Annotated in this window: 24 protein-coding genes; 7 read left to right on the forward strand and 17 right to left on the reverse strand. The window is 37.7% G+C overall.

What is annotated here, in order from left to right; all coding sequences use genetic code 11:
• The first annotated feature begins 50 nt into the window (after positions 1–50).
• Both OC529_RS08410 and OC529_RS08415 read left to right on the forward strand, forming a co-directional pair.
• The gene (locus OC529_RS08410; RefSeq protein ID WP_262081931.1) at positions 51–1,085 is read left to right on the forward strand and encodes a S66 peptidase family protein; all 1,035 of its coding nucleotides are present in this window, start codon (positions 51–53) and stop codon (positions 1,083–1,085) included.
• A gap of 105 nt (positions 1,086–1,190) precedes the next feature.
• The gene (locus tag OC529_RS08415; RefSeq protein WP_000166114.1) at positions 1,191–1,454 is read left to right on the forward strand and encodes a SemiSWEET family transporter; all 264 of its coding nucleotides are present in this window, start codon (positions 1,191–1,193) and stop codon (positions 1,452–1,454) included.
• An 84-nt stretch (positions 1,455–1,538) separates the two neighbouring features.
• Here OC529_RS08415 and OC529_RS08420 read toward each other — a convergent pair whose 3' ends face one another.
• From OC529_RS08420 to OC529_RS08460, 9 genes are all read right to left on the reverse strand, one after another.
• Complete coding sequence (locus tag OC529_RS08420; RefSeq protein WP_262081932.1) at positions 1,539–2,102, reverse strand: DNA-3-methyladenine glycosylase I; 564 nt, start codon at positions 2,100–2,102, stop codon at positions 1,539–1,541.
• 9 nt (positions 2,103–2,111) lie between these two features.
• Positions 2,112–2,705 carry a Holliday junction branch migration protein RuvA gene (ruvA, locus tag OC529_RS08425; protein ID WP_262081933.1) on the reverse strand — a complete coding sequence of 198 codons (594 nt, stop codon included), beginning with the start codon at positions 2,703–2,705 and terminating at the stop codon, positions 2,112–2,114.
• 15 nt (positions 2,706–2,720) lie between these two features.
• On the reverse strand, positions 2,721–4,670 hold the full coding sequence (gene mutL / locus OC529_RS08430; RefSeq protein ID WP_262081934.1) for a DNA mismatch repair endonuclease MutL: 1,950 nt from the start codon (positions 4,668–4,670) through the stop codon (positions 2,721–2,723).
• Positions 4,671–4,999: 329 nt separating this feature from the next.
• Positions 5,000–6,055 carry a lanthionine synthetase LanC family protein gene (locus tag OC529_RS08435; protein ID WP_262081935.1) on the reverse strand — a complete coding sequence of 352 codons (1,056 nt, stop codon included), beginning with the start codon at positions 6,053–6,055 and terminating at the stop codon, positions 5,000–5,002.
• Complete coding sequence (locus tag OC529_RS08440) at positions 6,048–6,818, reverse strand: arginase family protein (RefSeq protein ID WP_173276116.1); 771 nt, start codon at positions 6,816–6,818, stop codon at positions 6,048–6,050. The genes OC529_RS08435 and OC529_RS08440 overlap by 8 nt, the downstream gene beginning before the upstream one ends.
• A 30-nt stretch (positions 6,819–6,848) precedes the next feature.
• Complete coding sequence (locus OC529_RS08445) at positions 6,849–9,746, reverse strand: lantibiotic dehydratase (protein WP_262081936.1); 2,898 nt, start codon at positions 9,744–9,746, stop codon at positions 6,849–6,851.
• A gap of 35 nt (positions 9,747–9,781) precedes the next feature.
• The gene (locus OC529_RS08450) at positions 9,782–11,368 is read right to left on the reverse strand and encodes an ATP-binding cassette domain-containing protein (protein WP_173276114.1); all 1,587 of its coding nucleotides are present in this window, start codon (positions 11,366–11,368) and stop codon (positions 9,782–9,784) included.
• A gap of 305 nt (positions 11,369–11,673) precedes the next feature.
• On the reverse strand, positions 11,674–11,808 hold the full coding sequence (locus tag OC529_RS08455) for a hypothetical protein (protein ID WP_262081937.1): 135 nt from the start codon (positions 11,806–11,808) through the stop codon (positions 11,674–11,676).
• Positions 11,809–11,957: 149 nt separating this feature from the next.
• Positions 11,958–12,824 (reverse strand): helix-turn-helix domain-containing protein, encoded by an 867-nt coding sequence (locus tag OC529_RS08460; protein WP_173276113.1) that lies wholly within the window; start codon positions 12,822–12,824, stop codon positions 11,958–11,960.
• Positions 12,825–13,361: 537 nt separating this feature from the next.
• Between OC529_RS08460 and OC529_RS08465 the strand changes: the two genes are divergently transcribed.
• The 4 genes from OC529_RS08465 (at position 13,362) to OC529_RS08480 (ending at position 15,932) form a co-directional block, all read left to right on the forward strand.
• Positions 13,362–13,802 (forward strand): LytTR family DNA-binding domain-containing protein, encoded by a 441-nt coding sequence (locus OC529_RS08465; protein WP_262081938.1) that lies wholly within the window; start codon positions 13,362–13,364, stop codon positions 13,800–13,802.
• Positions 13,799–14,257: a DUF3021 domain-containing protein gene (locus tag OC529_RS08470; RefSeq protein ID WP_262081939.1), complete on the forward strand. Its 459-nt coding sequence runs from the start codon at positions 13,799–13,801 to the stop codon at positions 14,255–14,257. Before OC529_RS08465 ends, OC529_RS08470 begins: the two co-directional genes overlap by 4 nt.
• 71 nt (positions 14,258–14,328) lie before the next feature.
• Positions 14,329–14,565, forward strand: a complete 237-nt coding sequence (locus OC529_RS08475) for a hypothetical protein (RefSeq protein ID WP_007285110.1) — start codon at positions 14,329–14,331, stop codon at positions 14,563–14,565.
• A 104-nt stretch (positions 14,566–14,669) separates the two neighbouring features.
• Positions 14,670–15,932 (forward strand): NRAMP family divalent metal transporter, encoded by a 1,263-nt coding sequence (locus OC529_RS08480; RefSeq protein WP_000075789.1) that lies wholly within the window; start codon positions 14,670–14,672, stop codon positions 15,930–15,932.
• Between the two features lie 285 nt (positions 15,933–16,217).
• On the opposite strand, the gene nrdI is transcribed toward OC529_RS08480, so the two are convergent.
• The 5 genes from nrdI to OC529_RS08505 all read right to left on the reverse strand — a co-directional run bounded on the left by nrdI (position 16,218) and on the right by OC529_RS08505 (position 20,920).
• Positions 16,218–16,688 carry a class Ib ribonucleoside-diphosphate reductase assembly flavoprotein NrdI gene (nrdI, locus tag OC529_RS08485; protein ID WP_000849623.1) on the reverse strand — a complete coding sequence of 157 codons (471 nt, stop codon included), beginning with the start codon at positions 16,686–16,688 and terminating at the stop codon, positions 16,218–16,220.
• Positions 16,689–16,765: 77 nt separating this feature from the next.
• A complete protein-coding gene (locus OC529_RS08490) occupies positions 16,766–17,299 on the reverse strand; it encodes a hypothetical protein (RefSeq protein ID WP_000729015.1) in 534 nt (177 codons plus the stop codon).
• Between the two features lie 60 nt (positions 17,300–17,359).
• A complete protein-coding gene (locus OC529_RS08495; RefSeq protein WP_262081940.1) occupies positions 17,360–18,646 on the reverse strand; it encodes a response regulator transcription factor in 1,287 nt (428 codons plus the stop codon).
• A gap of 11 nt (positions 18,647–18,657) precedes the next feature.
• On the reverse strand, positions 18,658–20,328 hold the full coding sequence (locus OC529_RS08500; RefSeq protein ID WP_316043909.1) for a sensor histidine kinase: 1,671 nt from the start codon (positions 20,326–20,328) through the stop codon (positions 18,658–18,660).
• The gene (locus OC529_RS08505; protein ID WP_262081941.1) at positions 20,306–20,920 is read right to left on the reverse strand and encodes a YesL family protein; all 615 of its coding nucleotides are present in this window, start codon (positions 20,918–20,920) and stop codon (positions 20,306–20,308) included. The genes OC529_RS08500 and OC529_RS08505 overlap by 23 nt, the downstream gene beginning before the upstream one ends.
• 134 nt (positions 20,921–21,054) lie before the next feature.
• On the opposite strand from OC529_RS08505, the gene OC529_RS08510 reads away from it, so the two are divergent.
• Positions 21,055–21,624: an MptD family putative ECF transporter S component gene (locus tag OC529_RS08510; protein WP_262081942.1), complete on the forward strand. Its 570-nt coding sequence runs from the start codon at positions 21,055–21,057 to the stop codon at positions 21,622–21,624.
• A 29-nt stretch (positions 21,625–21,653) separates the two neighbouring features.
• On the opposite strand, the gene OC529_RS08515 is transcribed toward OC529_RS08510, so the two are convergent.
• The 3 genes from OC529_RS08515 to OC529_RS08525 are packed head-to-tail and all read right to left on the reverse strand — an operon-like array spanning position 21,654 to position 24,775.
• Entirely contained in the window at positions 21,654–22,346 is a 693-nt protein-coding gene (locus OC529_RS08515; RefSeq protein ID WP_000444647.1) for a methionine ABC transporter permease, read from the reverse strand.
• Between the two features lies 1 nt (position 22,347).
• Positions 22,348–23,409 carry a methionine ABC transporter ATP-binding protein gene (locus tag OC529_RS08520; RefSeq protein ID WP_000085662.1) on the reverse strand — a complete coding sequence of 354 codons (1,062 nt, stop codon included), beginning with the start codon at positions 23,407–23,409 and terminating at the stop codon, positions 22,348–22,350.
• On the reverse strand, positions 23,402–24,775 hold the full coding sequence (locus OC529_RS08525; protein WP_262081943.1) for a M20 family metallopeptidase: 1,374 nt from the start codon (positions 24,773–24,775) through the stop codon (positions 23,402–23,404). Before OC529_RS08525 ends, OC529_RS08520 begins: the two co-directional genes overlap by 8 nt.
• Between the last annotated feature and the right edge of the window lie 34 nt (positions 24,776–24,809).

Consider the following 24,809-nt stretch of genomic DNA (forward strand, 5'->3'; position numbering starts at 1 on the left):
CTTATCTTTTGTGATAAAATAGGCTCAATCTATTTCTAGGAGGATGAGATATGGTTTCTACTATTGGTATTGTTAGTTTATCTAGTGGCATTATCGGAGAAGACTTTGTCAAACACGAAGTGGACTTGGGTGTCCAACGTCTCAAGGATTTGGGACTCAATCCTATCTTTTTGCCCCATTCGTTGAAAGGCTTAGACTTTATCAAGAACTATCCTGAAGCCCGTGCGGAGGATTTGATGCAAGCCTTTTCTGATGATAGCATCGACATGATCCTATGCGCCATCGGTGGAGATGATACCTATCGTTTGTTGCCCTACCTTTTTGAAAATGGCCAACTAGAAAAGGTTATTCGACAAAAGATTTTTCTTGGCTTCTCGGATACGACCATGAACCATCTCATGTTGCATAAACTAGGAATCAAGACCTTTTATGGTCAATCCTTTTTAGCAGACATTTGTGAATTGGACAAGGAGATGTTGCCCTATAGCTTTCACTACTTTAAAGAACTGATCGAGACGGGAAAAATCTCAGAAATCCGCCCTAGTCACGTTTGGTATGAGGAACGAACCGACTTCAGTCCCAAGGCTCTGGGGACAGCTCGTATCAATCATACAAATACTGGTTTTGACTTGTTGCAAGGAAATGCCCAATTCGAGGGGGAAATCCTCGGTGGTTGCCTCGAATCCCTCTACGATATCTTTGACAACTCTCGATACGCAGACAGCACGGAGCTCTGCCAAAAATACAAACTTTTCCCTGACTTGTCAGACTGGGAAGGAAAGATCCTCTTGCTAGAGACAAGCGAAGAAAAGCCTGAACCAGAAGACTTCAAAAAGATGTTGCGGACTTTAAAAAACACTGGGATATTCGAGGTCATCAGTGGACTCCTGGTCGGAAAACCTATGGATGAAACTTTCTATGGCGACTATAAAGAGGCACTATTGGATATTATTGACAGCAATATCCCGATTCTCTATAATCTAAATGTTGGCCACGCAACTCCAAGAGCCATTGTTCCCTTTGGAGTCCACGCTTCTGTAGATGCAAAGGAGCAAGTCATTCGATTTGACTATAACAAAAAATAAATAGTTTTTCTATTTTTGTGCTTTTGTATTCGTTTTCGTTACAATTTGTATCTGAATTTATTGCATTTCGCTAATTTCTATGTTATCCTTTTGAAGGAGGTGTATATGACAAAACAAAAAATTAATCGAATCGTAGGTTCTATTGGTGCCTTTATTGGAATTATAGTATTTATTGCCTACATACCTCAAATTATCGCTAATTTACAGGGAAATAAAGCTCAACCATTTCAACCTTTATCAGCTGCTATATCTTGCTTAATCTGGGTTATTTATGGATGGACAAAGGAACCTAAGAAGGATTGGATACTAATCATTCCAAATTCAGCTGGTGTTATTTTAGGTGGAATCACTTTTTTGACTTCACTCTAACAAATCTAATAGTATATATAAAAAGCTGGGAAAAATTTCTCAGCTTTTTTCTATATTCTCAGATATGCTAGCTATCTGTACACACTAATGACCGCTTTTCCACTCACAATCGTTCTCGTGGTCATCAACTAGTCCTGCAGCCTGTAGAAAAGACAAGACAGCGACTGGGCCTGTGAACTTGAAACCTCGTTTTTTGAGATCTTTGGCCAATTTCTCAGACAAGGGTGTTTTAGCTGGGGCTTGGCGGTAATCGGGAACATCGTTAACGATCGTTTTCCCCTCAACAAAAGACCAAAGATAGGTATCAAAAGAGCCATAGTCTTTCTGTAGTCGTAGAAAGGCTTGGGCGTTAGCGCGTGTCGCGAAAATCTTGGCTCTATTTCGAATGATAGCTGAATTATCCAGCAAGGCTTCCAATTCAGTATCGGTCATGTCTGCGACTACTTGAATTTGATAGCCATGAAAGGCTTCTCGGAAAGCTTGGCGTTTGTTGAGCACCGTTTCCCAAGACAGGCCTGCCTGATAGGTTTCCATACACAACAACTCAAACAATGCTTGGTCATCATGGAGGGGCTGGCCCCACTCCTCATCATGATAGGCGATGTAGAGCGGATTGGTCATCTTGACCCACGAACAACGTTTTGTCATGCTCTGCTCCTATTTAACCAACATTTTAAGAGCCGACTTGATATAGTTCTCAGCTGTATCTGTCGTTCCTTCAAAGAATTTCTTGATTTTCTTGAGTTCGGTTGCCTTGTAGCCCAGCGCCAACATGGCTTCCATAGCCTCTTCCAATTCTTGGTTTTCAGCACTAGCTTGCACTGCCACCTTGGCAGGAAAATCATCTCCTGCAACTACTACCTTGCCTTCCAAGTCTAGCACCATCTGCTGGGCTGTTTTCTTGCCAATTTTAGGGAACTTGGTCAAGTAGGTGATGTTCTTAGTTTCGATGGCTTGAACCAAGCCAGCATTGTCATCAGCAGCGATAATAGCAAGAGCTGATACAGGACCAATCCCAGAGACCGAAATCAGACTGAGAAAGAGCTTCTTTTCGTCTTCTGAGCGAAATCCATAAAGCAAATGGCCGTCCTCACGCACAACCTGATGCACATAAATTTGAGCCTCTTGATTGACCTGTCCCGAGTAAGCATAGGGATTGGCTACATGCAGGATATAACCGATACCATTGGTTTCAAGAACAATGTATTTGGCAGTGATTTTGGTAATAATTCCTTTTAAATATTCGTACATAGTTTTCCTTTTAGTTTAATATTTCCCCAACTCACGGAGACTGGTGTGATTTTCCTGAATACGTCGGAACATCTTTTCCATATCCGACTTGGTAAAATGCACTAAAACAGGACGCCCGTGGGGACAGTTGTAGGGATTGTCACATTGAGAAAGCTGATAAAGAAGCTGTCTAGCTGAATGGTCATCAATACGATGGTTTGCCTTGATGGACCGCTTGCAGGACATCATGATAGCCAGCTCTGCTCGGTATTTCTTGATAGAAACTTCCTTGGTCAAGAGCAGCATGTCACACATTTCATAGATGCCTGATTCAATCTCTTCTTCTGCCATCCAAATAGGATGTTCACGCAGGATAAATTGATTTTCTCCGTACTCTGCTAGAAAGACACCCACTTCCTCCAAAAGCGCCATTCTTTCCTTGAGACGAAGGGCATCATCCGCAGGAAATTCAAAAATGTAAGGCACTAGGAGTTGTTGTTGACTCTGGTCAACATCGCCAATGCTTTCACGATATTCCTCATACTTGACCCGTTCCTGAGCCGCATGCTGGTCTATGATATAGAGCCCATCTCTCCCTTGGGCAAAGAGATAAGTCCCATGCATCTGTCCGAAAAATTCCAACTCTGGGAAGCTGGATGATTCTTCTCGCTCCAGCTTATCATAAGCCTTATCAAGACTAGCTAGATCTAACTCTGGATGGTCTAGTTGGTCATAGTTAGCTGGCTTTCTCTCTGCAAAATGCAATTTTGCTGGCTTAGTCAATTGGTCCAAGGTTTCCTTGACAAATAAAGTCAAATCCTGTCCTTCCTCAGTCAATTCTACCTGATAATCAGCCACCTCAGCTTGACTGGGTCTTGTAGGCTCAGTCTTCTCATAGTAGAGCGTATTTTCTTTGAGTGGGAGAATAGTTTGCTCCACCTTCTCACGATTGCGCACGGTCGATTTGGCAAGGTTTTCCAAGGCATCTGGTATCAAGGTTTGTTCCTTGAGACTATTTGCAATAGCTTCTGAAACCAGCGTCATCAGTTCTTTTTCCTTGGAAATCCGCACCTCTTGCTTGGTCGGATGCACATTGACATCCGCTAGATAAGGATCGATATGGATATGAATGACAGCCAGTGGAAAGCGACCTACCATGAGCTTGCTGCCATAACCGTCAAGAATAGCACGATTGAGCAGGAAGTTCTTGATATAACGGCCATTGATGAAGAGGCTGATATAGTTGCGGTTGGCTCGGGTTAACTCAGGCAAGGATACAAAACCTGAAATTTCGAAATCTAGGTCAGAATTCTCAATTTCAATCATCTTCTTGGCACTCGCCAAACCATAAATTCCTGCGATAGCTTGGCGCAGTTGACCAGTTCCTGCTGTCCGCGTCATTTCCTTGCCATCACTAATCAAACTGAAGGAAATCTCAGGATGGGCCAAGCCCAGACGGTTGACAATATCAATGATATGAGACAGCTCCGCTTGCTGACTCTTCATATACTTAAGACGGGCAGGCGTATTGAAAAAGAGGTCCTCCACACAAACCTTGGTTCCCACTGGACTGGTCGCTGGGATGATTTCTTCTACTTCTCCCCCACGCGCAACGAGCTTGGTCCCATGACTCGCACCATCCACCGCCGTCAACAGAGTCAAGATACTGACAGACGCAATAGAAGGCAAGGCTTCACCACGAAAACCGAGCGTCCGAATTCGAAAGAGGTCTGCCTGATTTTTTATTTTACTGGTCGCATGACGACGCAGGGCCAATTCCACCTCATCGTGGGCAATTCCGTGACCATTATCTGTGATTTGGATTTTCTTGAGACCAGCTTCCTCAATCTCAATGATAATCTGACTAGAGCCCGCGTCAATGGCATTTTCTACCAACTCTTTGACCACACTGGCAGGACGTTCAATGACCTCTCCTGCCGCGATCTGGTTTGCCAGCACCTCTGGCAATTCAATAATATGAGACATTTTTCAGCCCCTTTCTGTATCTATTTTCCTAGAAATTGATTAGTGCTATTATACCATATTTCAGAAAGGACCGAAAAGCAAGCACCACATAGGAGCCAAATCCCTCCACATAGACAAAGTCCCTTGCAAGGGGGAATAAAATAGTGGTATACTCAATAAAAATCAAAGAGCAAACTAGAAAGCTAGGCGCAGACAGTACTTTTAGTACGGCAAGACGACGCTGACGTGGTTTGAAGAGTAAGTTATAGTTGCTTAGTTTTAAAATAAGCAACTATAAAAGAAACAGTTATATGTTTGGGATAAACAAAAAACCGAGATTGCCTCAGTTTTCATAGTGTTAGCATGATTTTGTTAAGAATTTCCACTTTATTAGAATAATCATTAATAAGAGCCAGTATGACCCCTAAGCAATTTTCAATGATATTCGGTGATTGATTTAGATTACCAAGTAAATTTTTACTATTTTGTAATTCTTCACGAAGCTTCTCTCTTACAAAAATTCTATTTTTTCCTGTGTAATTAAATGCACACATCATAATGCTCATTCCAGCATAACCATGGCAAAGATATGAATCATCATATTTCCAACTTCCACTGCTATCAAATATCTCTAATAATTCATTATACAAGTAGCTACTTATCTCTTGTTCAACTGGTAGTGAATATAGTAATAACAGTATAGAAAGTCTACTGTTACACCATCCCATTTTTTTACCAAAAATTTCCTCAAATTTTTCTTTGTCTATAACTAGCTTCAAGTAACAATCCATCATTTTATTATATATTTCATTTATTTCTTTAGATTCTTCTTTTTCCAAATAACTACGAAATATTTTCAAAAACGATACCATTCCATGTATAAGCGAAATATCAAAACTTTCTATATTTATTTCTTTTTTTATAACCCCTAATAATTTATTTAAACTTTCTTCTAAAATGTACGATTCCTTATGATTTATTGGTGTTTTTCTCTGTAAATAATAATATACAATTCCTAACAAGCCTCCAAAAAATTCATACTCTTTCTTTGAATCCTTAAAAAAAGGAAGTAACACCAACATAGTATCGCTTATAGTTTTATTGAAATATTGACTCAATAAATCAGAATACTCGCTATTCAACTTACTATGTTCTAACAAGAAAACAATACCGGTCATACCATTATAAAATGACAACTTAAATCTTGATTTATTAAGATATATTTCTTTTAAAATAAATTCATAGAACTGTTCATCAATGTAATCTATATATTCTGAATCTGATAAACCAGACAAAAAAAGTAATATATTATACAATATTTCTGGATAATTTTCATTATTCGATAGTTCTTTAAAATCTAATTGCAGAAAATCTTGCTCAATTTTGTTCAGTATTCTTTCAATCATATTTGGTATAATTATCTGTATTAATTTCCGTTAGTATACGCTGTAAGGTGATGTTAGAAATTGTAGACTCTACTAGAGGATTATATTCAACCAAGTCCCAAATTATATTTTTTCCATGTATTTTTTTGATTTCTTTTATTTGTCTGATAAAGTATACAAGATTTACTAAACTTAACCCCCCAGGCATTGGAAAGCTAACACCTGGAAAGTCCGATACATTTAGAACATCGACATCAAGACTAATGTAAATAGTATCAAATTTTTCAAAGTATTCTTTTATATTTTCTAGGATAATTTCTTTATTTTCATATACTGCGATATCATCATAAACTTTATATTTTCTAGGGGTAAGAACCTTATAATAATCGTGTCTAGTTCCTATTATCATACCACTCTCAATACTATCCTCTATCCAACTAAGAACATTCCAATTATAATATCCATCCGATATATCTCCTTTATCTAAATGAGCATCAAATATTATAATTCCGATACTTTTCTCAGTATCAATAATATGATCAAAAACAAAACTGGTAGTACAATGATCACCGCCAAAAATAAATATGTCCTCTTTACTATACCGAGAAGATATTTTTGATTTCAATTCTGATATTAAATCACTATTTTCATAATCAGAGGCATTTATAAAGTTATTTTGTAAATAATACTTTCTCTCTAAATAGTTATTTCTAATAAAATTATTAAATCCACATTCGGATCCTGGTACTTTCGTTCGTCCTTTATAAGGCAAATTTATAAACATTTACTCCTCCTTAATCATTTATAATCAAACTTACATTTTAGATTTCTGGATAAATTTTTTATCCATTAAATATAGATAGAATAGTTGATAAATTTTCTCCTCATAAAATTTATTGAAAAAAATTTTATTTAAAAATAGATGTATATATCTCTTAGCAATTTCTATTTTTTCAGATGTATTAACTTTTCGTTTACTCTCAATTTCATTTAATAGTTCGACTAAATATTTACATTTTTTGAAAAGTTCCTCACTAAATGGAAAAACATCTAAATCTATATTTTTGATTTCTTTTTTTACATTTCTATATAACGAGTAATTTTTTGATACTTCAATGTCCTTAAAATGTTTGATTAATTCCGCATTGTCTATTTCAAATGATTCAAAAATACTTTGTAGTATAAGTACATAATATTGTATCGGGAGTGTTCTCAAAATGGAATAATTAGAAATAACATAAAGAGAATCTAGTGTTAATATCTTCTCGATATTCCAAGCACTATCTGAACCACCAAGTAGTGAAAAATCTATTCGATACGGTAGCATCTCATACCGTGTTAGAAGTCCGTCGTCTATACTAGATGAAAAAAGTTTTATCATTAACATTAAGACTTTAATTTTATCAGTATCATTTGTTCCGAAAATTTTAATTCTAAATCGAATATGATATTCATCGTAGTAATATTGAACAAAATTTATACTATATTGAATATCGTCATCAATCAAATTTAAGAACCTCTTTAAAATATCTTCTACACAAATCGATGTTAATTCCTCTTTACAATACAAATGAAAACTAAACCAGTCTTTAGATACCAGATGTACTTCCTCCAAACTACAGTTTTTTTCTAAACACTGTGTACTATTATCTATATTTTTTGAAAATGCTATTATTTCATTAGAGCTTTTTAACTCCCCTAAGTACTCTGTTAAAACTACTTTATCTGTCTTTAATTTTTGTTTTACCTTCTCTATATCTCCTTTTTTATCTAAATTTATCAGTAACTCCATGTCCCCCTCTACTAAATTTACAAATTTCGGAACATTATAGTTTTTTATAAACTTATCAAAATTAGAATTTTTAGATAGCCTCCATGTTTCAGGATATACAATTATATCTTTATAGACTATCCTATTTTGATAATGTAAATACTCAATTGAAAAAACCTTATAGAAATCATAATACGATAATTGATTGCAAAAAATACTATATAAAAATCGGGTTTGATTATTTAATAGATTTGGAGAAATTCTATTTCTCTTTATAACACGCATATGAGTATTTGTTTTCTTAGAAAAAACTTGAAAGTTATTCTTGTCATCTAAGTATATATATACATCTGAAATATCAATATTTTTAAAAAATGGAAAATCTAATATCAAGCTATCTAAAGCATTCTCTCTCTTGATGTCATTTAACACTAAATTACTATGAAACTCATCAACTCCAACTAAAAGTTCATTATAAAATTTTCTCTCTATTTCTAACATTTCGTGTATATTGAAATATTCTTTAAAGCACGGCACATATTTCCCAGAAATCGAAAAAAAATTATCTGAATATTGATTTCCATGCCATTTTAATTGAATTCCATTATCAATTTCATAAATTGAGAAAACTACTTCTGCAGTAGGAAAACTATCTTTAATCGTCCCTTCTTGTTCAATTAAATTCTCTAATTTTATCTCTTCACCACTGGTAGTGTTCAAAATCTGATTCACTAAATCATGTTGGAATTTATCTGTTCCATCATTAATATTTAAAGTTTCTCCCAAATAAGTACTCAAAATTGGGGTTGAATAGTTTGAGGGAGAACCTAACCCTTTAACTGAAAGCAATTCCGTTAAAGGCACTAAATTGTTACTACCATACAAATTATAAAATTTTCTTGTATATTCTTTCAGACTGCGCTCTTGCTTATATTTTAAATTAATAGTTAATAGTATATTAAGAAATTCTTCTATTTCATTCTTTATCTGATAATCTATCTGAAATTTCTGATGACTAATACATAAAATATTAAGCGGAGTATTTACCTTACATATATCGTCCATAATACTATATAAATCTATCAGAATTCGACTCCCCTCTCCCAGAGGAATACTATTATATAATTCTATTTTTGATTTTATACAAGAAATTTGCCTTTTTAATTTTGCAGGTATTAATTCTATTCCATTAATAAAATCATCTATCAAGTTTATTTTATTGTCTCTGGTTAATATCTCAAAACATTCAAAAAATAATATCTCACTATCTATCAATTGCTGTATATAGTCATAAATAGTATTTAATTCAAATCCCTTCTCTAATAACAAATTGACTAGAGAACTTATTTTTAAAGGTGTTTTACAAGTCTCAATAATGTCTGAAAGAACAATGTTTAAATCCGTCAAGACAATTTTTTGTATATCTGATTGGCAAAAATACAGTTTCTGATTTAACAGCTTTGCTCCGACTCCTATTAAATTGGGATTTAAAAATACGAATAGTTCTTTTAATACATCTCGTTCTCTCAAAATCAATTTTAAAAAATCAAAAGCCCACTCTGTAGAAATATCTGTTATCTTTTCTACACTCTTTGATTCACATTTCAGATTTTCTTCTATCCCACCATGAGAAAATTCTCCTACTCCTACATATCCAAACGTGAAGAATGTTGAGGGACGTGTACAAAATCTAATAAAATAATTTTCTAAAGTTCGTAATAGTCTTCTCTTATTTTTCTCTGATTTTTTATAAAAATTTGATAACTCCATAAAAAGAGTTCGATTACAAAGTAAAATTGCTTCTTGAAGTAAAATGTTTTTCCAAATATACTCATAGTAGCTATCTACCTTATCAAATTTTATCGAGTAATATTCCTTTAAAGCTGCACTATTACCCATTTTATCTCTATAAACATATTGAGGTAGTATTTCTTTTTTCATAAATTTTTCCTAAGTCTATTATGATATTTTTACATCTAAGTAATCATTCCTTCTTCAAGAGTTATTACTTCATCAAACATTGAGATGAAATTATCTGATGGTTCGTGAGCAATACAAATAACCATTTTCCCCTGCACTGAGGCCACTAATTCTTCAATACGCAATCTATTTTCTTTATCTAGAGACGATGTAACCTCGTCCAAAAGTAAAATTTCCTTATTCGCAAGTAGAGACCTAGCAAAATCTAGTCTCCTCTCTTGTCCCCCAGACAACTTATTTTTGATGCTATCCTCTAAATTAATATTTTCTAAGCTTACCTTCTGTAACACTTGATGAACTAGACTTTTATCATAATCTTTATACATTGTCAAATTATCAATAGCTGGTTTATCAAAAATAAAGGTTTTCTGCTCCACGTAAGCAACTGACGAGTAATCTAACTTAATACTAGTTAAATCCTGTCCATTAACTAAGATGTTCCCATTAATATTAAAACCATCTGGTATCAAACCTATTAATGAATTCAAAAGCGTACTTTTCCCACTACCACTTTTTCCAACAATGAGATATTTTTTATCTACCTTAAATGTTAAATTTATATTTTGTAATATATTTTGCTCCCCACCAGATATTCCAAAATCAACAAGCTCAATTGTATTAATTTTTACATTTTTCATATTAGCGGTATCCGCTGGTACTCGATTTATAGTTGCAACCAGATTATTAACCAATTTTTTTGAAGATAATATATCAGTATAGCTATGTTTCATATTAGTAATTGGATAAGTAATATACATAACTAATTGACGAAGTCCAATAAATTCTCCTAGAGAAAGTCTTCCCTTGAGTACAAAAAAACCTCCTACTACCCAAGCTCCCTGATTTACAACCATTGTAATTGCGTATGATATTGCCTCTATTGAGTTTGCCTTTTTGTAATAAGCTACATTAGATTGTCCTAACTGCTTACTTTTTGAATTCACAATATCAGTGAAAGGGTGCACTGCATTAAATAGTTTAACTGTCTTTAAACCAAAGTAAAAATCTGATACTACACTAAAATAACTTTCTTTTGACTTTACGCTTACATCTCTTGCACTTTGTAAAGAATTTTGAGTTAATAAAGGATAAAAAAGAGGAAGTAAACTCAAAACGACCATTATTATAGTATATGACGGTTGTAAAAATAAAGATATAACTGAAGCAAAAACAAAAACTAAAATATCATTAGTTATACTAATAATTTGTTCTAAGTATTGTTTTTCTAAAACTTCTAATTCATTAGTATAAGTTGAGATATGGTTTTCAGGATTACTACGAAAAACATCAATCAATGCTTTTCTTCCGTTACTTTCAGTCAGATCACTTCGTATATCATGTAAAATTTTTTGAATTAATTTTTGATTTGAAACTTCAACACAATACTCCATTACGGAATCAAAAACTATATAAACTAATAGCAATACTACATATAATATGAATGTTTCTGAATTAACATTTGAAATAGAATCAATAATACCTTCTAGAACAAAAGCCAAGCTCAGTACAGAAATGGCTCCAATGATATTTGCTATTAAAAATTGACCTACTAAAAAGGAATTTTGATAAAAATATTTTTTCATTTGAGATTCTTTTATAACTTCTTTAATTAAATTAACCTAATAAAAATCAGGAGCGATAATAATCACCACCCCTGACTCAACAAAATGTACTTTAGCATCTGCGCTGGCTTGGTTGATTTCTTCCAATCAAGATAGCATCAAGATCAACATCAACGTCAATATCCAGAGAAACATTCTCTTGTTTTAGAGTAAGATCTGTATTTTCCATAGCATGTTTATCCTTCCATAAATATATTTAAGATTTTTATCCGGTGAGGAGAAATCTTATCAAACCTCATAATGTCGTTATAGATTAGTCTGAATAGTTAGAGAGCTTTCCCATTCGCTGGACCTGGATCAATCCCTCTAGCTATCTTATGAACTTGAGGTGTTCTCGCAATTCCTAACAGAATCAAGCCAATAGCTAATACAGCAACTATTTTCTTAAACAAACTTCTCATATACCTCTCCTTTTTTCTTTCATTTATTTTATCACTTCAAAATTAGCTCGTCAAGTATTTTTATAATGTTTTTTTATTTTTTTTTTTTTAATACTTTTTTGTATCTAAGATAAGTTTAAAAAACGATGCTCACTTGAACACCGTATTCATTATTCTATTATATCTGCAATGTAATGCTCAACTTTCAAAGCCATTGACATGTTTTCCTCTAATTTGTAAAGGAAATGAGCTGTTTCAAAATATTCTTTCACTGAACTTTTAGAAGAGAAATTTTCACTTACGTTTCCCATCAATAAGTACAAATCAGCCAAAAGATAATTCGTTCTGTAAGCCTTACATTGTTTTATAGTGGCTGTAATTTTAGTAATAGCTTCTTCAATATTTTTCTGTAACCATAGATAACGACAAACGTTGTAGTTAAACTTAATAGATAGTTCTAACTCTTCGATTGTACTCAAATTGAGTTGATTTACTTGATACTCTAGTTTTTCACGAATTTTATTGAAACGACCTAAATCTCCAATATCATAATAAAAATTGAATAGGGTGTTTGAAACTTGGAGATAGTTCAAATCAGATACACTTAACTGTGATAATACCCCCTCTAATCGTACAATCGCATCTTCTTTTTGTCCGTAAAAATAAAAATCTATCAGAGATTTTATCCATTCCATGTAGATTTTATCTGCTAAAGATAGGCGGTAAGCTTTTACATTCTCCAATTCATATATATATTTCAAAGACTCATAATTGCGATTTGTAATAAATGTCTGTGCTAATTTCTTAAATTCTGATAACTCCTCAACTTTCTCTACAACCTGCTCATCAAAAAAATAATCCATACTGACTTTTAACTTCTTAGCAAGGGCATGCAGGAAATCCGCTCCAGGGGTAAACTCTCCGCTCTCTAATCGGCTGATTTGCCCCTGTTTACAGATACCTTCAGCTAGTTCTCGCTGAGACATTTTTAATTCTTTCCGTCTATTTTTTAATCTTGTTGCTAATAGTGTGCCCACGTTTGTATTTTCCTCTTCTATTTGATTTCAGTTTTAATTGTAGCATGATTAAATCTAAAATTCAAATCAACGATTTGAAAGATACAAATTGTAGATAAAATCTATTTTGTAATTCATCGTCAACTTATTTACTTTCCATTTCTTCATTCAAACGCTTTATAAACTTATTCAGCTTCAACGCCACTTTTCATACCTATCACTTTCTAATTCCAACTGTTCCCCTAGTTCTTTCAGCCCCTTTCCGTATCTATTTTCCTAGAAATTGATTAGTGCTATTATACCATATTTCAGAAAGGACAGAAAAGCTCCGCCATATAGGAGCCAAATCCCTCCACATAGACAAAGTCCCTTGCCAAAGGGCGTAAAATAGTGGTATACTCAATAAAAATCAAAGAGCAAACTAGAAAGCTAGGCGCAGACAGTACTTTAGTACGGCAAGACGACGCTGACGTGGTTTGAATTTGATTTTTGAAGAGTATTAATAAAGATGTACAAGAAGTGAGATTAATTTTGTATGAAAAACAAGGAGAGAAGTTTATGAAAATAGAACTACAGATTAGTGAAACTTACGAAGAGGAAAAGCTGATTGTTCAAGCACCTCAGCCGACAGATAAAGTCCAGAAAGTCATCGAGTTCGCAGAAAATCTGGATCTAACAGAAAAAATCAAAGGGAAAATCAATAATCAGGTCTATCTAGTCGAGATTGTCAAGATTCAACGCTTCTATATCGAAAATCGGAAGGTTCTAGCAGAAACCGCGAGTCAGACCTACAGCATTGATTTGCGACTCTATCAGGTCCTTGAAATTCTGCCAACCAATTTTATCCAAATTTCCCAATCAGAAATCATCAATATCGATTTCATCTCTCATCTCAAGCTCACCCCCAACGGCCTAGTAGAAATTTTCTTGAAAAACGAAAGCTTCACCTACTCTTCACGCCGTTATCTAAAAACCATCAAGGAGAAATTAGAACTATGAAAAAACAAATCTTCCACGACGCAGCTACTGGTGTCCTCATCGGTCTCATCCTCTCTATCATCTTTTCACTCATTTATGCACCAAGTACCTACTCCCCGTTAAGTCCCGACTCTCTCGTCGGCCAAGTAATGGCTCAACATCAGGTTCACGGTGCCCTGGTCTTGCTCTACTGTACACTGATCTGGGCAGCCATCGGTATTCTCTTCAACTTTGGCAAACGATTATTCAGCCGTGACTGGAGCATGCTTCGTGCCACTCTGACTCATTTCTTCCTTATGCTGGCTGGCTTTGTCCCACTAGCAACCCTAGCAGGTTGGTTCCCCTTCCACTGGATTTTCTACCTCCAGCTCATTATCGAGTTTGCGATTGTCTACCTCATCATTTGGACTATTTCCTATAAAAGAGCATCAAAAAAAGTAGACCATATCAATCAACTCTTGGAGCATAGAAAATAGGAACCTCATAATAAGCAAATCCGAGAAAGAAACTTCTCGGTTTTTCTTTATCCTGCTGCACCTTATACTCAATGAAAATCAAAGAGCAAACTAGGAAGCTAGCCGCAGGTTGCTCAAAACATTGTTTTGAGGTTGCAGATAAGACTGACGAAGTCAGCTCAAAACACTGTTTTGAGGTTGTGGATAGAACTGACGAAGTCAGTAACCATACCTACGGTAAGGCGACGCTGACGTGGTTTGAAGAGATTTTCGAAGAGTATTACTATCATAGCAGTTATTTTCAGATCTTCTTTGTAAATTTTCTGTAATTTTCTATCTTTTTTCAAAACATTCTTGCATTTTTCCAAAATTTTTTGTAGAATATAGGTTACATATCCAGATTATTCTGAAAATTCAAAAAGGAGTATTTATCATGTCGCAAGCTATTTCCTTAAATCAATCAACCTGGGCAAGCAAGCTAAAAGCAATGGGACCTGGAATCCTAATGGCAACTGCCGCTGTTGGAGGTTCCCACATTGTATCTTCCACTCAAGCTGGCGGTTCTTACGGTTGGTCTCTACTTCTCTTGGTCATCTTAGCCAATGTCTTTAAATATCCATTTTTCCGTTTTGGTGCTGAATACACAGCTGATACTGGAAAGACTTTGGTTGAAGGTTATGCCGAAAAAGGAAAACTCTATCTCTGGATTTTCTTTATCCTAAATGTCTTTTCGGCTATGGTCAACACGGCTGGTGTTGCCATTCTGTGCTCAGCTATCATCGCCAGTGCCTTCCCAATGATTGGACTTAGCATTACTCAGTGGTCCCTCATTCTCGTTGCAATCATTTGGGCTATGCTACTCTTTGGAGGCTACAAACTTTTAGACGGCATGGTCAAATGGATTATGTCTGCTTTGACCATTGCGACTGTTCTTGCAGTTATCATTGCGGCGGTCAAGCATCCCGAATACAGTTCTGATTTTGTCGAGAAGACACCTTGGCAAATGGCAGCTCTGCCCTTCATCGTCTCCCTCCTAGGATGGATGCCGGCTCCTATTGAAATTTCAGCTATCAATTCACTTTGGTCAGCTGAAAAGAGAAAGACCGTCAACTTTAACACAGAAGACGCTCTGTTTGACTTTAACACTGGTTATATTGGAACAGCTATCCTAGCCGTCTTCTTTGTGGCACTGGGAGCACTGATTCAGTATCCTACAGGGCAGGCGGTTGAAGCTGCTTCAGCCAAATACATCTCTCAATTCGTGGGCATGTATGCCTCTGTTCTTGGCGAATGGTCCCGTTACTTGATTACCTTTATTGCCTTCCTCTGTATCTTTGGAACAGTTATCACTGTTATTGATGGCTATTCTCGCGTCAATCAGGAATCTCTCCGACTGCTAATCAGTCAAAAAGAAGACAATCGTAAATCTTTGAACATCTGGATGACCATCACTGCTATCATCGGTATCGTCATTATCAAGTTCTTCGCTGGTCAGGTTTCAACCATGCTCCGCTTTGCTATGATTGGTTCTTTCCTGACAACACCATTCTTCGCTCTTTTAAACTACGCCTTGGTAACGCGTGAAAACAAAAATCTTCCTTCTTGGCTCAAACACCTTGCCATTGCAGGATTGATTTTCCTCTTTGGCTTCGCCATCTTCTTTATCTACGCACTCGCAATCGGAAAAGCAGGGTAAGGGACAAGCGCGAGATGAAGATAATACTCTTCGCAAATCAAATTCAAACCACGTCAACGTCGCCTTGCCGTACTCAAGTACAGCCTGCGGCTAGTTTCCTAGTTTGCTCTTTGATTTTCATTGAGTATAAGGTTTCATTTCAAGAGACCATTCAGCAAATATTTCTATGATAAAAAGCATAAGAACAAGGTTTTAAAGACCTGAACTTATGCTTTTTTGCGTTCTCAAAGACTGTTTATACTCAAAAAAACAGTTGAAAAATCCCAAGTGCCTCTTATATTGACTTTAATTCTCCTTTTCCAACTCATACAAATCTGCGATAATAGCTGCGACATGTTTGATATCTTCCAGCATGCCTCGCATTTCAAAGTCAGCCAAGACAGGGAAACCAAAACGTTGACTGTATTGCTTAGCTGTCAGGCAGTATTGGTTATTAAAGTTACGATTTCCTGAACCAACCACGCCAAAACACTTACTAGCATTGTCACCATAGGCGATAAAATCCCCAACGGGTGTCGTCAAGATCTCGACATCTCCGTTATCAACGCCATTCCCACCTTCGAGATAGGTCGGCAAAAAAGCGACATAGGGATGGTCCATTTCATAGAAATCGCGACCTTCCTTGACCAAATCCTTGATATGAATCTTTTGAACCTCAATCCCTTTGTACTGGGACAAGAGATAGTCTTTCAAGCGCGTCACAAAACTTTCAGTGTTGCCACTCAAACTAATATAAACTAAAGAAATTGTCTTCATATGTACCTCCATGATTTTATTTTTAATCGAAAAAGAACTACCAAGATTGTATCTTGATAGTTCTTTTTTGTCAATACTTAGGCAAGATTTTCTGCTTCCTCTTCTTCTGCCAAGGCTTTCTGCTGACGCCACATCTTATAGAAGACAAGGGCTAGGAAGAGAACATTGATGACGATATAGAAAATGCTGACAGCTTTTGAACCAATACTCATTGTCAAACGCATGCTCTCATCTTGAACCAACTGCACAGCGTCCTGTAAACCAACATAGCCATAAATCGAACCGATAATAGCTAACAAAACATAGCCAACGTAAGTATAGTTTGCATATTGCAAATTCTTACGAATAAGGAAGACAATCGCTACGACCACTAAAATAGCAGATAGCACAATCAAGGCCATATTAAAAATAGAATGATACGCTTCTGCTACTCCATAGTTGTAATTAAGCTGGTCTTCTAATTGCTGAGCACTGACCCCTGCAACTTGTTTCTGAGCGGCACGAAGAGCTTCTTTGCTAGGTAAGGGACTCAACATTCCAAACAGAGACATAGCTGAAATAAGGGCAGACAAGATTAGCAAGACCCATAGATAAATTGGTTTCTTTTTCATAATAGAACCTCCTGATAATATTATTCATATTATAGCACTTTTTGCAAAGGAATACAAATCTTATAGTATCGTTTCTACCTGTTTTCGGTAAGCTTTTGGCGATTTTCCGCACAATTTTCGGAACACTTTATAGAAATATCCAAGGTTACTGTAACCAACAGCATAACAAATATCTTCGATACTGTCACTGGTTGAAAGCAAGAGCTGCTGGGCAGCCTTAATACGTTGTTTGTTTAGTAACTCTGCAAAGGTCGAATCGGTTTCTCGCTTAATCAACTGCCCTAGATAGACAGGATTGATAAAGAGAGCCTTACTGATATCCTTGAGGGAAAGCTCTTTTTGGTAATCACGACCAATGACTTCCAGCACACTGACCACATTTTCATTCATACGGTATTGACCGAAAAAGCTGGTCAGAGTTTCCTTGATATAAGAAACCAATTCATCGAAGGCTTGAATAGCATGAATGGTTTTGACAATGTCCGTCATATCATCAGCTTTGAGATGTTCAAACAAGTGAAAGACATCCATGACAAACTGGATAAAAAGCTGTTTGGTAATCGGAACACGCGGTGTATTTTCAAGAACCACTTTCTCCAAGAGGTTTAACTCTTCCACGATTTGATTGAGATTCCCCTGAATGATAACCCTATAAATCGGTTCGTAATAGGCAAAGAGACTCTGAGACTGTTGTAGATTTACAGAGCCGTAAAAGAGGGCTTTCTCAGCATTCAGCTTCCAGCCTTCAAAGTGTTCTTGATAGGGAGCTTCAAAGGGAGTAACGACTAAACCATCTAGGGGTTGGTCAGAAATGAAAATCTGCCAGTCTTGACCCAATACATAGTAGGGAATGGTGAAGGAACCTTGCTTTTCCTTGGATAGACCTATCCACCAATTCTCCTTACCTCCTAAATAACTGACAAATCCAGCCTCATCTAAATCTTGACTGAGGGTCTGACTTTTCTTTCTTCTCTCTCCAAGCTGACCTGCAATCTTCCCCAGCAGATTTCCTAACTCTACCTTATCAACAGGCTTGACCAAATAGTCCACTACACTAAGGTTCATGGCTCTTTTTACATAATCAAACTCCTGATAACCTGAGAGCAAGATATAGGCAGCATCTGGTAAGATTTCTTTCATCTCCCGAATCATATCAAGCCCTGTTTTGTCGGGCATATTGACATCTGAAATGATGACATCGATGGGATTTTCCTGAACATATTCTAGGGCTTCATCGGCATGACTGGCTGTTGCGACGACCTCCATATCCCAATTATCAAAGGGAATCAAACGTTTCAGACCTTCTGTCACCATGTACTCATCATCTACTAATAATACTTTATACATTTTCTCCCTTTCTACTCATCTTGAATTGTAATACGATACTGAACACCTGCTTGCTCTGCAGACTCTACACTAATAGCATATCGTTCCCCAAAATAGAGCACAAAACGCTCATGGACATTGACAATCCCGATAGACTGCCTTTGATCACTGTAGCTGTCTTGGTGTTCAAAATGTCTCTGACTTAATTTTTCTCGAATATTTGCCAGCTTTTCAGCAGACATCCCACGACCATTATCTACCACTAAAATTTCCACAAAACCATCCTGTTTAAGAGCCTTGATGCTAATCACATTATCTGTCCGTCTATGGTCAACACCATGCGCGAAATAATTTTCTACCAGCGGTTGCAAGGTAAACTTAGGAATTTTCATATTCTCTAACTCTGGATCTATCTTGAAACCATAGGCAATGGACTTGGGATAGCGAACCATGCAGAGGTAGCTATATTTACGGCAAAATTCTAATTCCTGTTTGAGGAGGGTCTCTCTTTCGTCGGAAATATTGTTACGCAAGAGACTACTGAATTCATAAATGATATCTGCCAACTCATCTTGACTCTGCATAACTGCATACATGCGCAAGAACTCCAGCGTATTATACATAAAATGAGGATTGATTTGCGCCTGCAAGGCCCGCATATTGGCATCTTTTTGACTAAGTTCTAACTGATAAATATCATGGATATTCTTTTCCAAGCGATCCAACATATCATTGGTCGTCTCCGCGATTAGGAGTAATTCCTGATCTTTTTCGGAAATGTCAATCCGACGCCCCTCTTCGCCTTGAGCAATGACTTGAATGGATTCTACTAAATCCACTACCTGCTTTTGGTAATTAGCAAAAGTCTGCCTCAAAGTCAGATAAAGAATGATAATAAAGAGAAGGCTCAAGCCCACAATCAAAGCAGAGCTAGTCACTGTTCCTTGTAAAACAAAGTTTTTGGGAACTGCCACCTGAACCTGATATCCATGAGAGGTTAAGTCAACTAGCCAATTTTCACTCTCCTTATCAACTGTTTCACCAATATGAAAAATCTCCGTATCAAAAGGTGAGGTCACTGTTACTGCCATCGGAGTATGACCTCTAGTATTATCAATGGCATGGTATAAAACAGCAGGATCCAAGGAGATGTAAATCACTCCTAAGTCTTGATCTGACACTGGATCTGACACCGGAATGGCAAAACTATTTCCTGCTGGTTTGAAATCCTCAGCCCTGATTTTTTCTCCACTACGTTTGTCTTTAGTAGAAACATAGACTTCCTTGTAATCTTGAAAAGCAATGGCCACTCCAGTTACAAAATCATTTCGAACATAGAGGTCATCAACATTTTCATGCAGAGAGACTGATACATAAGGCGAAGCTTTCCGCTCTAATTGCCAGTAAAAATAGTCTGGCATGCTAAGGCTAAAGTATTTATAGATTCCCTCAATACGAGCTTGATTTTCAACTAAAGTCTGAGCTATCTGGGTTGATTCTCTATGGTAATATTCAATTTCACTCACTGTTCTAGCAGTTACACGCTGGGCTACTCTCTGGGCTTCCTTTTCCCGTGAATCCCAGTCAGCGTAAGAGAGTAAGATTGCAAAACTCGCAATAATAATGATCATCACTGAACTGTAGGTTCGCAGAAGCGTATGTAGCCAAAACTGCTTCATCCTACTTTGTCGCCAATTTTTCATGGATACTTTCATAGACCGGTTCCAACATATCATTGATAAAGAAATGCCACATCCCAATTCCTACAAAGAAAAGCAGAGCAGGCATATAGTAACCAATTGCTACAAGTAGCACGGTCCCAAGGAGAACCTTGACCACAGCTGCTAGGCTCATAAAGATGCCAATCAAGGATAGTTTGAGGCTATTTCGATAGGACAAATCAAAATAAACTTGTAATTTCAAAGATACTGTATAAGCCAAAAAGATCAGGGCAACTACTAGAACATTTAAAAAGGTCGCAATCAAATGAACAATGGTCTGATGAGGCAATTGTACCAAGAGATACAGGCCATAAACCAAAACTAGATCCACTCCTAGAAAGCTATAGAAAATCAGGTTGCTTGAGACAAAATTTTGCTTATAAAGAGACCAGGCCTCCTTCAAACTGTATTCCCGAAAGCTATAACCATGTTCTGCATACAAGCTCATTAAGGTGGCACTAGCCGGCGCTAGACCAAGGATAATCCCTCCTGCTAAAGTTAATAGCCAAAAGAAGGCTGTCGCAATCATCCCTAAAAAGAAACGATTAAAGACAAAGTCTAAAAATCTCCCCATGATACCCTCCTAAAAATAACTATGAAACCATTATATCATATTTCAAGCGTTTTCAAAAACTTCTACTATCCATTTACAATCCCATCAAACCATGGTAAAATGAGAATTGTGAAAAAATTATCAGGAGACAATTCATGAAAAAATCTATCTTAACTACACTTCTTTTTGCAGTTCTTTACTTCCTCTGCATGGGGATTGGTGTCCTTTTGGGCAATCTCTTTGACCAAACTGGAAACATGTTTTATGCGCCTGCTTTTACTGCCCTTGTCGGCGGTAGCGTCTATATGATTCTGGTCGCAAAAGTTCCGCACTTTGGAGCCATTACCACTATCGGGCTTGTCATGGCCCTCTTTTTCTTGGGATCTAAGCACGGTGCTGGTGCCTTCCTTCCTGGAATTATCTGTGGCCTCCTAGCAGATGGAATAGCTCATTTAGGAAAATACAAGGACCAAACAAAGAATTTCCTTTCTTTCATTATTTTCGCTTTTAGCACATCTGGACCAATTCTACTCATGTGGATTGCTCCCAAAGCCTATATGGCTACCCTTCTGGCAAGAGGAAAATCCCAAGAATATATCGACCGTATCATGGTCGCACCAAACCCTGGAACCGTCCTTCTATTTATCGCAAGTATTGTCATCGGAGCCCTATTGGGTGCCTTGATTGGACAAGCCTTGAGTAAAAAATTGGCACAGAAAATCTGATTACTAAAAAAGAGCCAGGCGGCTCTTTTTTATTTATGGCTCAATTTCTTAGTCAAGAAATCTCCCAAGAATTGGATTGCAAAGATAATCAAAATGATAATGATGGTTGCCAAGATGGTCACATCGTGATTGTAGCGGTTAAATCCATAAGCGATGGCTACGTTACCAATACCGCCAGCTCCAACCGCGCCAGCCATAGCTGTTTCCCCAACAAGGGAAATCAAGGTCACAGTCGTTACACGGATCAAATCTGGAAGACCTTCGGATAGGTAAACTCCCACGATGTCCCAGAAGGTCGCTCCGCTCGCTTGAGCCGCCTCAATGACACCACCATCTAGCTCAGCCAAGACAACCTGCACTTGACGGGCAAAGAAGGCAAAGACTGCAAAAGATAGCGGTACGATAGCCGCATTTGGACCAATGCTTGTTCCTACGATTAGATGAGAGAAGGGTGACAAGACTGCCAAGAGAATGATAAATGGTACCGCACGGAAAATAGATGTAATCTTATCCAAAATCCAAAAAACAACTTTATTTTCCAAAACACCACCTGGCGCTGTCAAGACAAGGAAAAGACCTGCCACCAGCCCCAAGAACCCTCCAATGATAAAGGAAAGAACTGTCATATAGAGAGTTAGGTAGATGGCTGTTCCCCAGCCTGCTTGACCAGCCCAGCCCATCTTGTAGACATTTGGTAAATAGGTTTGAATCAATGATTCCATCTTACTGTCCTCCCTTCAATACTTTTAGTTGTACGCCTGCTTGACGAATGGCTTCTTGGGCGCCTGCCAACGCTGCTTTTTCACCTGACAAGACCACAACTAATTCTCCAACAGGAGTGCCGTCGAGGATTTCGATATTCCCATAGAGGATATTAGCCGTCACTTGATAATGCTTGTACAATTCATTCAAAAGTGGCTCGTCTGTTGAAGCCCCTGCGTACTTGAGCTGCACCAAAATGCTGTTTTCAGACAAGTGTTCCACGATTTCTTGCTTCTCGATTTTGACCATGGCTTCGTCAATACCTGTGGCTGTTGAGATAAAGTCTTGAGTCAAAGGTTGTTTAGGGTCTGAGAAGATTTCAAGCACACTACCCTCTTCAATCAAATGCCCGTCCTGCATAACCGCCACACGGTTGGCAATATCTTTGACAATCTGCATTTCATGCGTAATCAAGACAACAGTCAAGCCTAATTTTTGGTTCAAATCTTGTAACAAGGCCAAAATCTGCTTGGTTGTCTTCGGATCAAGGGCAGACGTTGACTCATCTGAAATCAAGATTTTTGGATCATTTGCCAAGGCACGCGCAATGGCCACACGCTGTTTTTGACCTCCAGATAGTTGTGAAGGGTAGTTTTCAGCACGATCTGCCAAACCAACCAAGTCCAACAACTTAGCTACTTTAGCCTTCTTTTCTTCCTTGCTGAGTCCAGAATGTTTAAGGGCAAAGGCTACATTCTCCTCTGCTGTCTTTTGGCTCATCAGGTTAAAATGCTGGAAGATCATTCCAATATCTTGACGTTTACGACGTAACTGCTCTGCCGTCAAGGTCACCTTGCCATCAAAAATCACATCGTCGTCAATGGTAATTTTGCCTGCAGATGGCTTTTGCAAGAGGTTAATCACCCGTACAAGGGTTGATTTCCCTGCTCCAGAATATCCAACGATTCCGTAGATATCCCCTTCTTGGATATGAATGGTCACATCCTTGACCGCTGTGATGGTTCTCTTCTTTTGATGAAAAGTCACATCGATCTGATCTAACTTGATAATATCTCTACTCATAGCTTCTAATCAGCTCCTCTACTAATTCAATATGGGTGTAATAATCGGCGATTCGCACATTTTCATCCCCACCGTGGTCTCGACTATTGGCATTTCCTAGACCGAAGGCCACCATTGGCACCTCTAGGGCATCAAAGACCGTATGCATAGGCCCTGTCCCAGCTGTCGTCGGCAAGACTGAAACGCCCTGTGGATAGAATTTCTTGGCCAACTCGATTACATTGAGAATGGCTGGCGCGCTCATATCGCTGCGATAGCTCATCTCTCCCAAGGTATAGTATAATTCTACCTTATCAAAGCCATTTTTGTCTAGCTGTTTCCGAATTTTTTCCAGAACATCATGCGGTTCTAGACCAGGAACCAGACGAACCTCTAGCTTGGCACTGGCTTCTGCAGGCAAAATAGTCTTAACCCCTTGCCCTTGATAACCCGACTGAATCCCTTCGATATTAAGGGCTGGCTCGAAAAAGAAACGTTTTAGAAAGGCTGCGCGGTCCTCTTGTAAGAGAGGCAATTCCAAACCATAAATCTGGCTGATTTCCCCTGGATTTCGTTGGGCATAGCTATCCACCAAGGCTAATTCACGTTCATTTGGCTCTTGTACCTCTTCGTACAAGCCTTCAACCAAGATACGGCCATCTGCAGCACGAAGAGACTGTAGGGCTTGAAGAAGATACCATGGAGCTGATTCTACAACCCCACCATAACTGGAATGGATGTCAACATCAGCGCTTTTTACCTTGGCATCAAAGGTCACAATCCCCTTATTTCCACCAGAAATTTCCAGCTGTTCCAAGGCATTTTTGGTTCCTTGTTCCCAGACCAACAAATCCGCCCCACGGAGTTTATCCGCATGCTTTTCCAGATACTTATCTAGGTCTGTCGAAGCGGATTCCTCCGCACCCTCCATGATAAAGCTGATATTGACAGGCAGGTCATCGTGGTGCTGCATGTATTTTCTCAAAGCACTCAAACGAGCTGTGATATGACCCTTATCATCGTCAACCCCACGCCCATACATGAAGCCATCGCGCACCGAAAGCGTAAAGGGATCCTCTGTCCAGACCTGATCTCCGTCCGCTGGCACAGTGTCATAGTGGTTATAGAAAATCAAGGTCTTAGCATCTGGGCGCGAACTCTTGAAATGCGCCATGACAAAGGGCGCCGTGTAAGTCTCATCAATCTCCACTTCAGCCCCAACACGCTTAAAAATCTCACCCAGATAGGTTGCGACTTCCTTGAGTCCCACCTGCTGGGCAAAGACTGATTTCTTAGAAATCAAGGTACGCAAAACCTCAAAATAATGCTGTGCTACATGATCCTTTTCAAATTTTTCAATCTGTTCTTGTTCGCTAGGAAAAACCATATTCTCTCTACCTTTCTATGAACTACTCTTCCTG

The sequence above is a fragment of the Streptococcus sp. Marseille-Q5855 genome (assembly GCF_946901985.1).
Lineage (GTDB): Bacteria > Bacillota > Bacilli > Lactobacillales > Streptococcaceae > Streptococcus.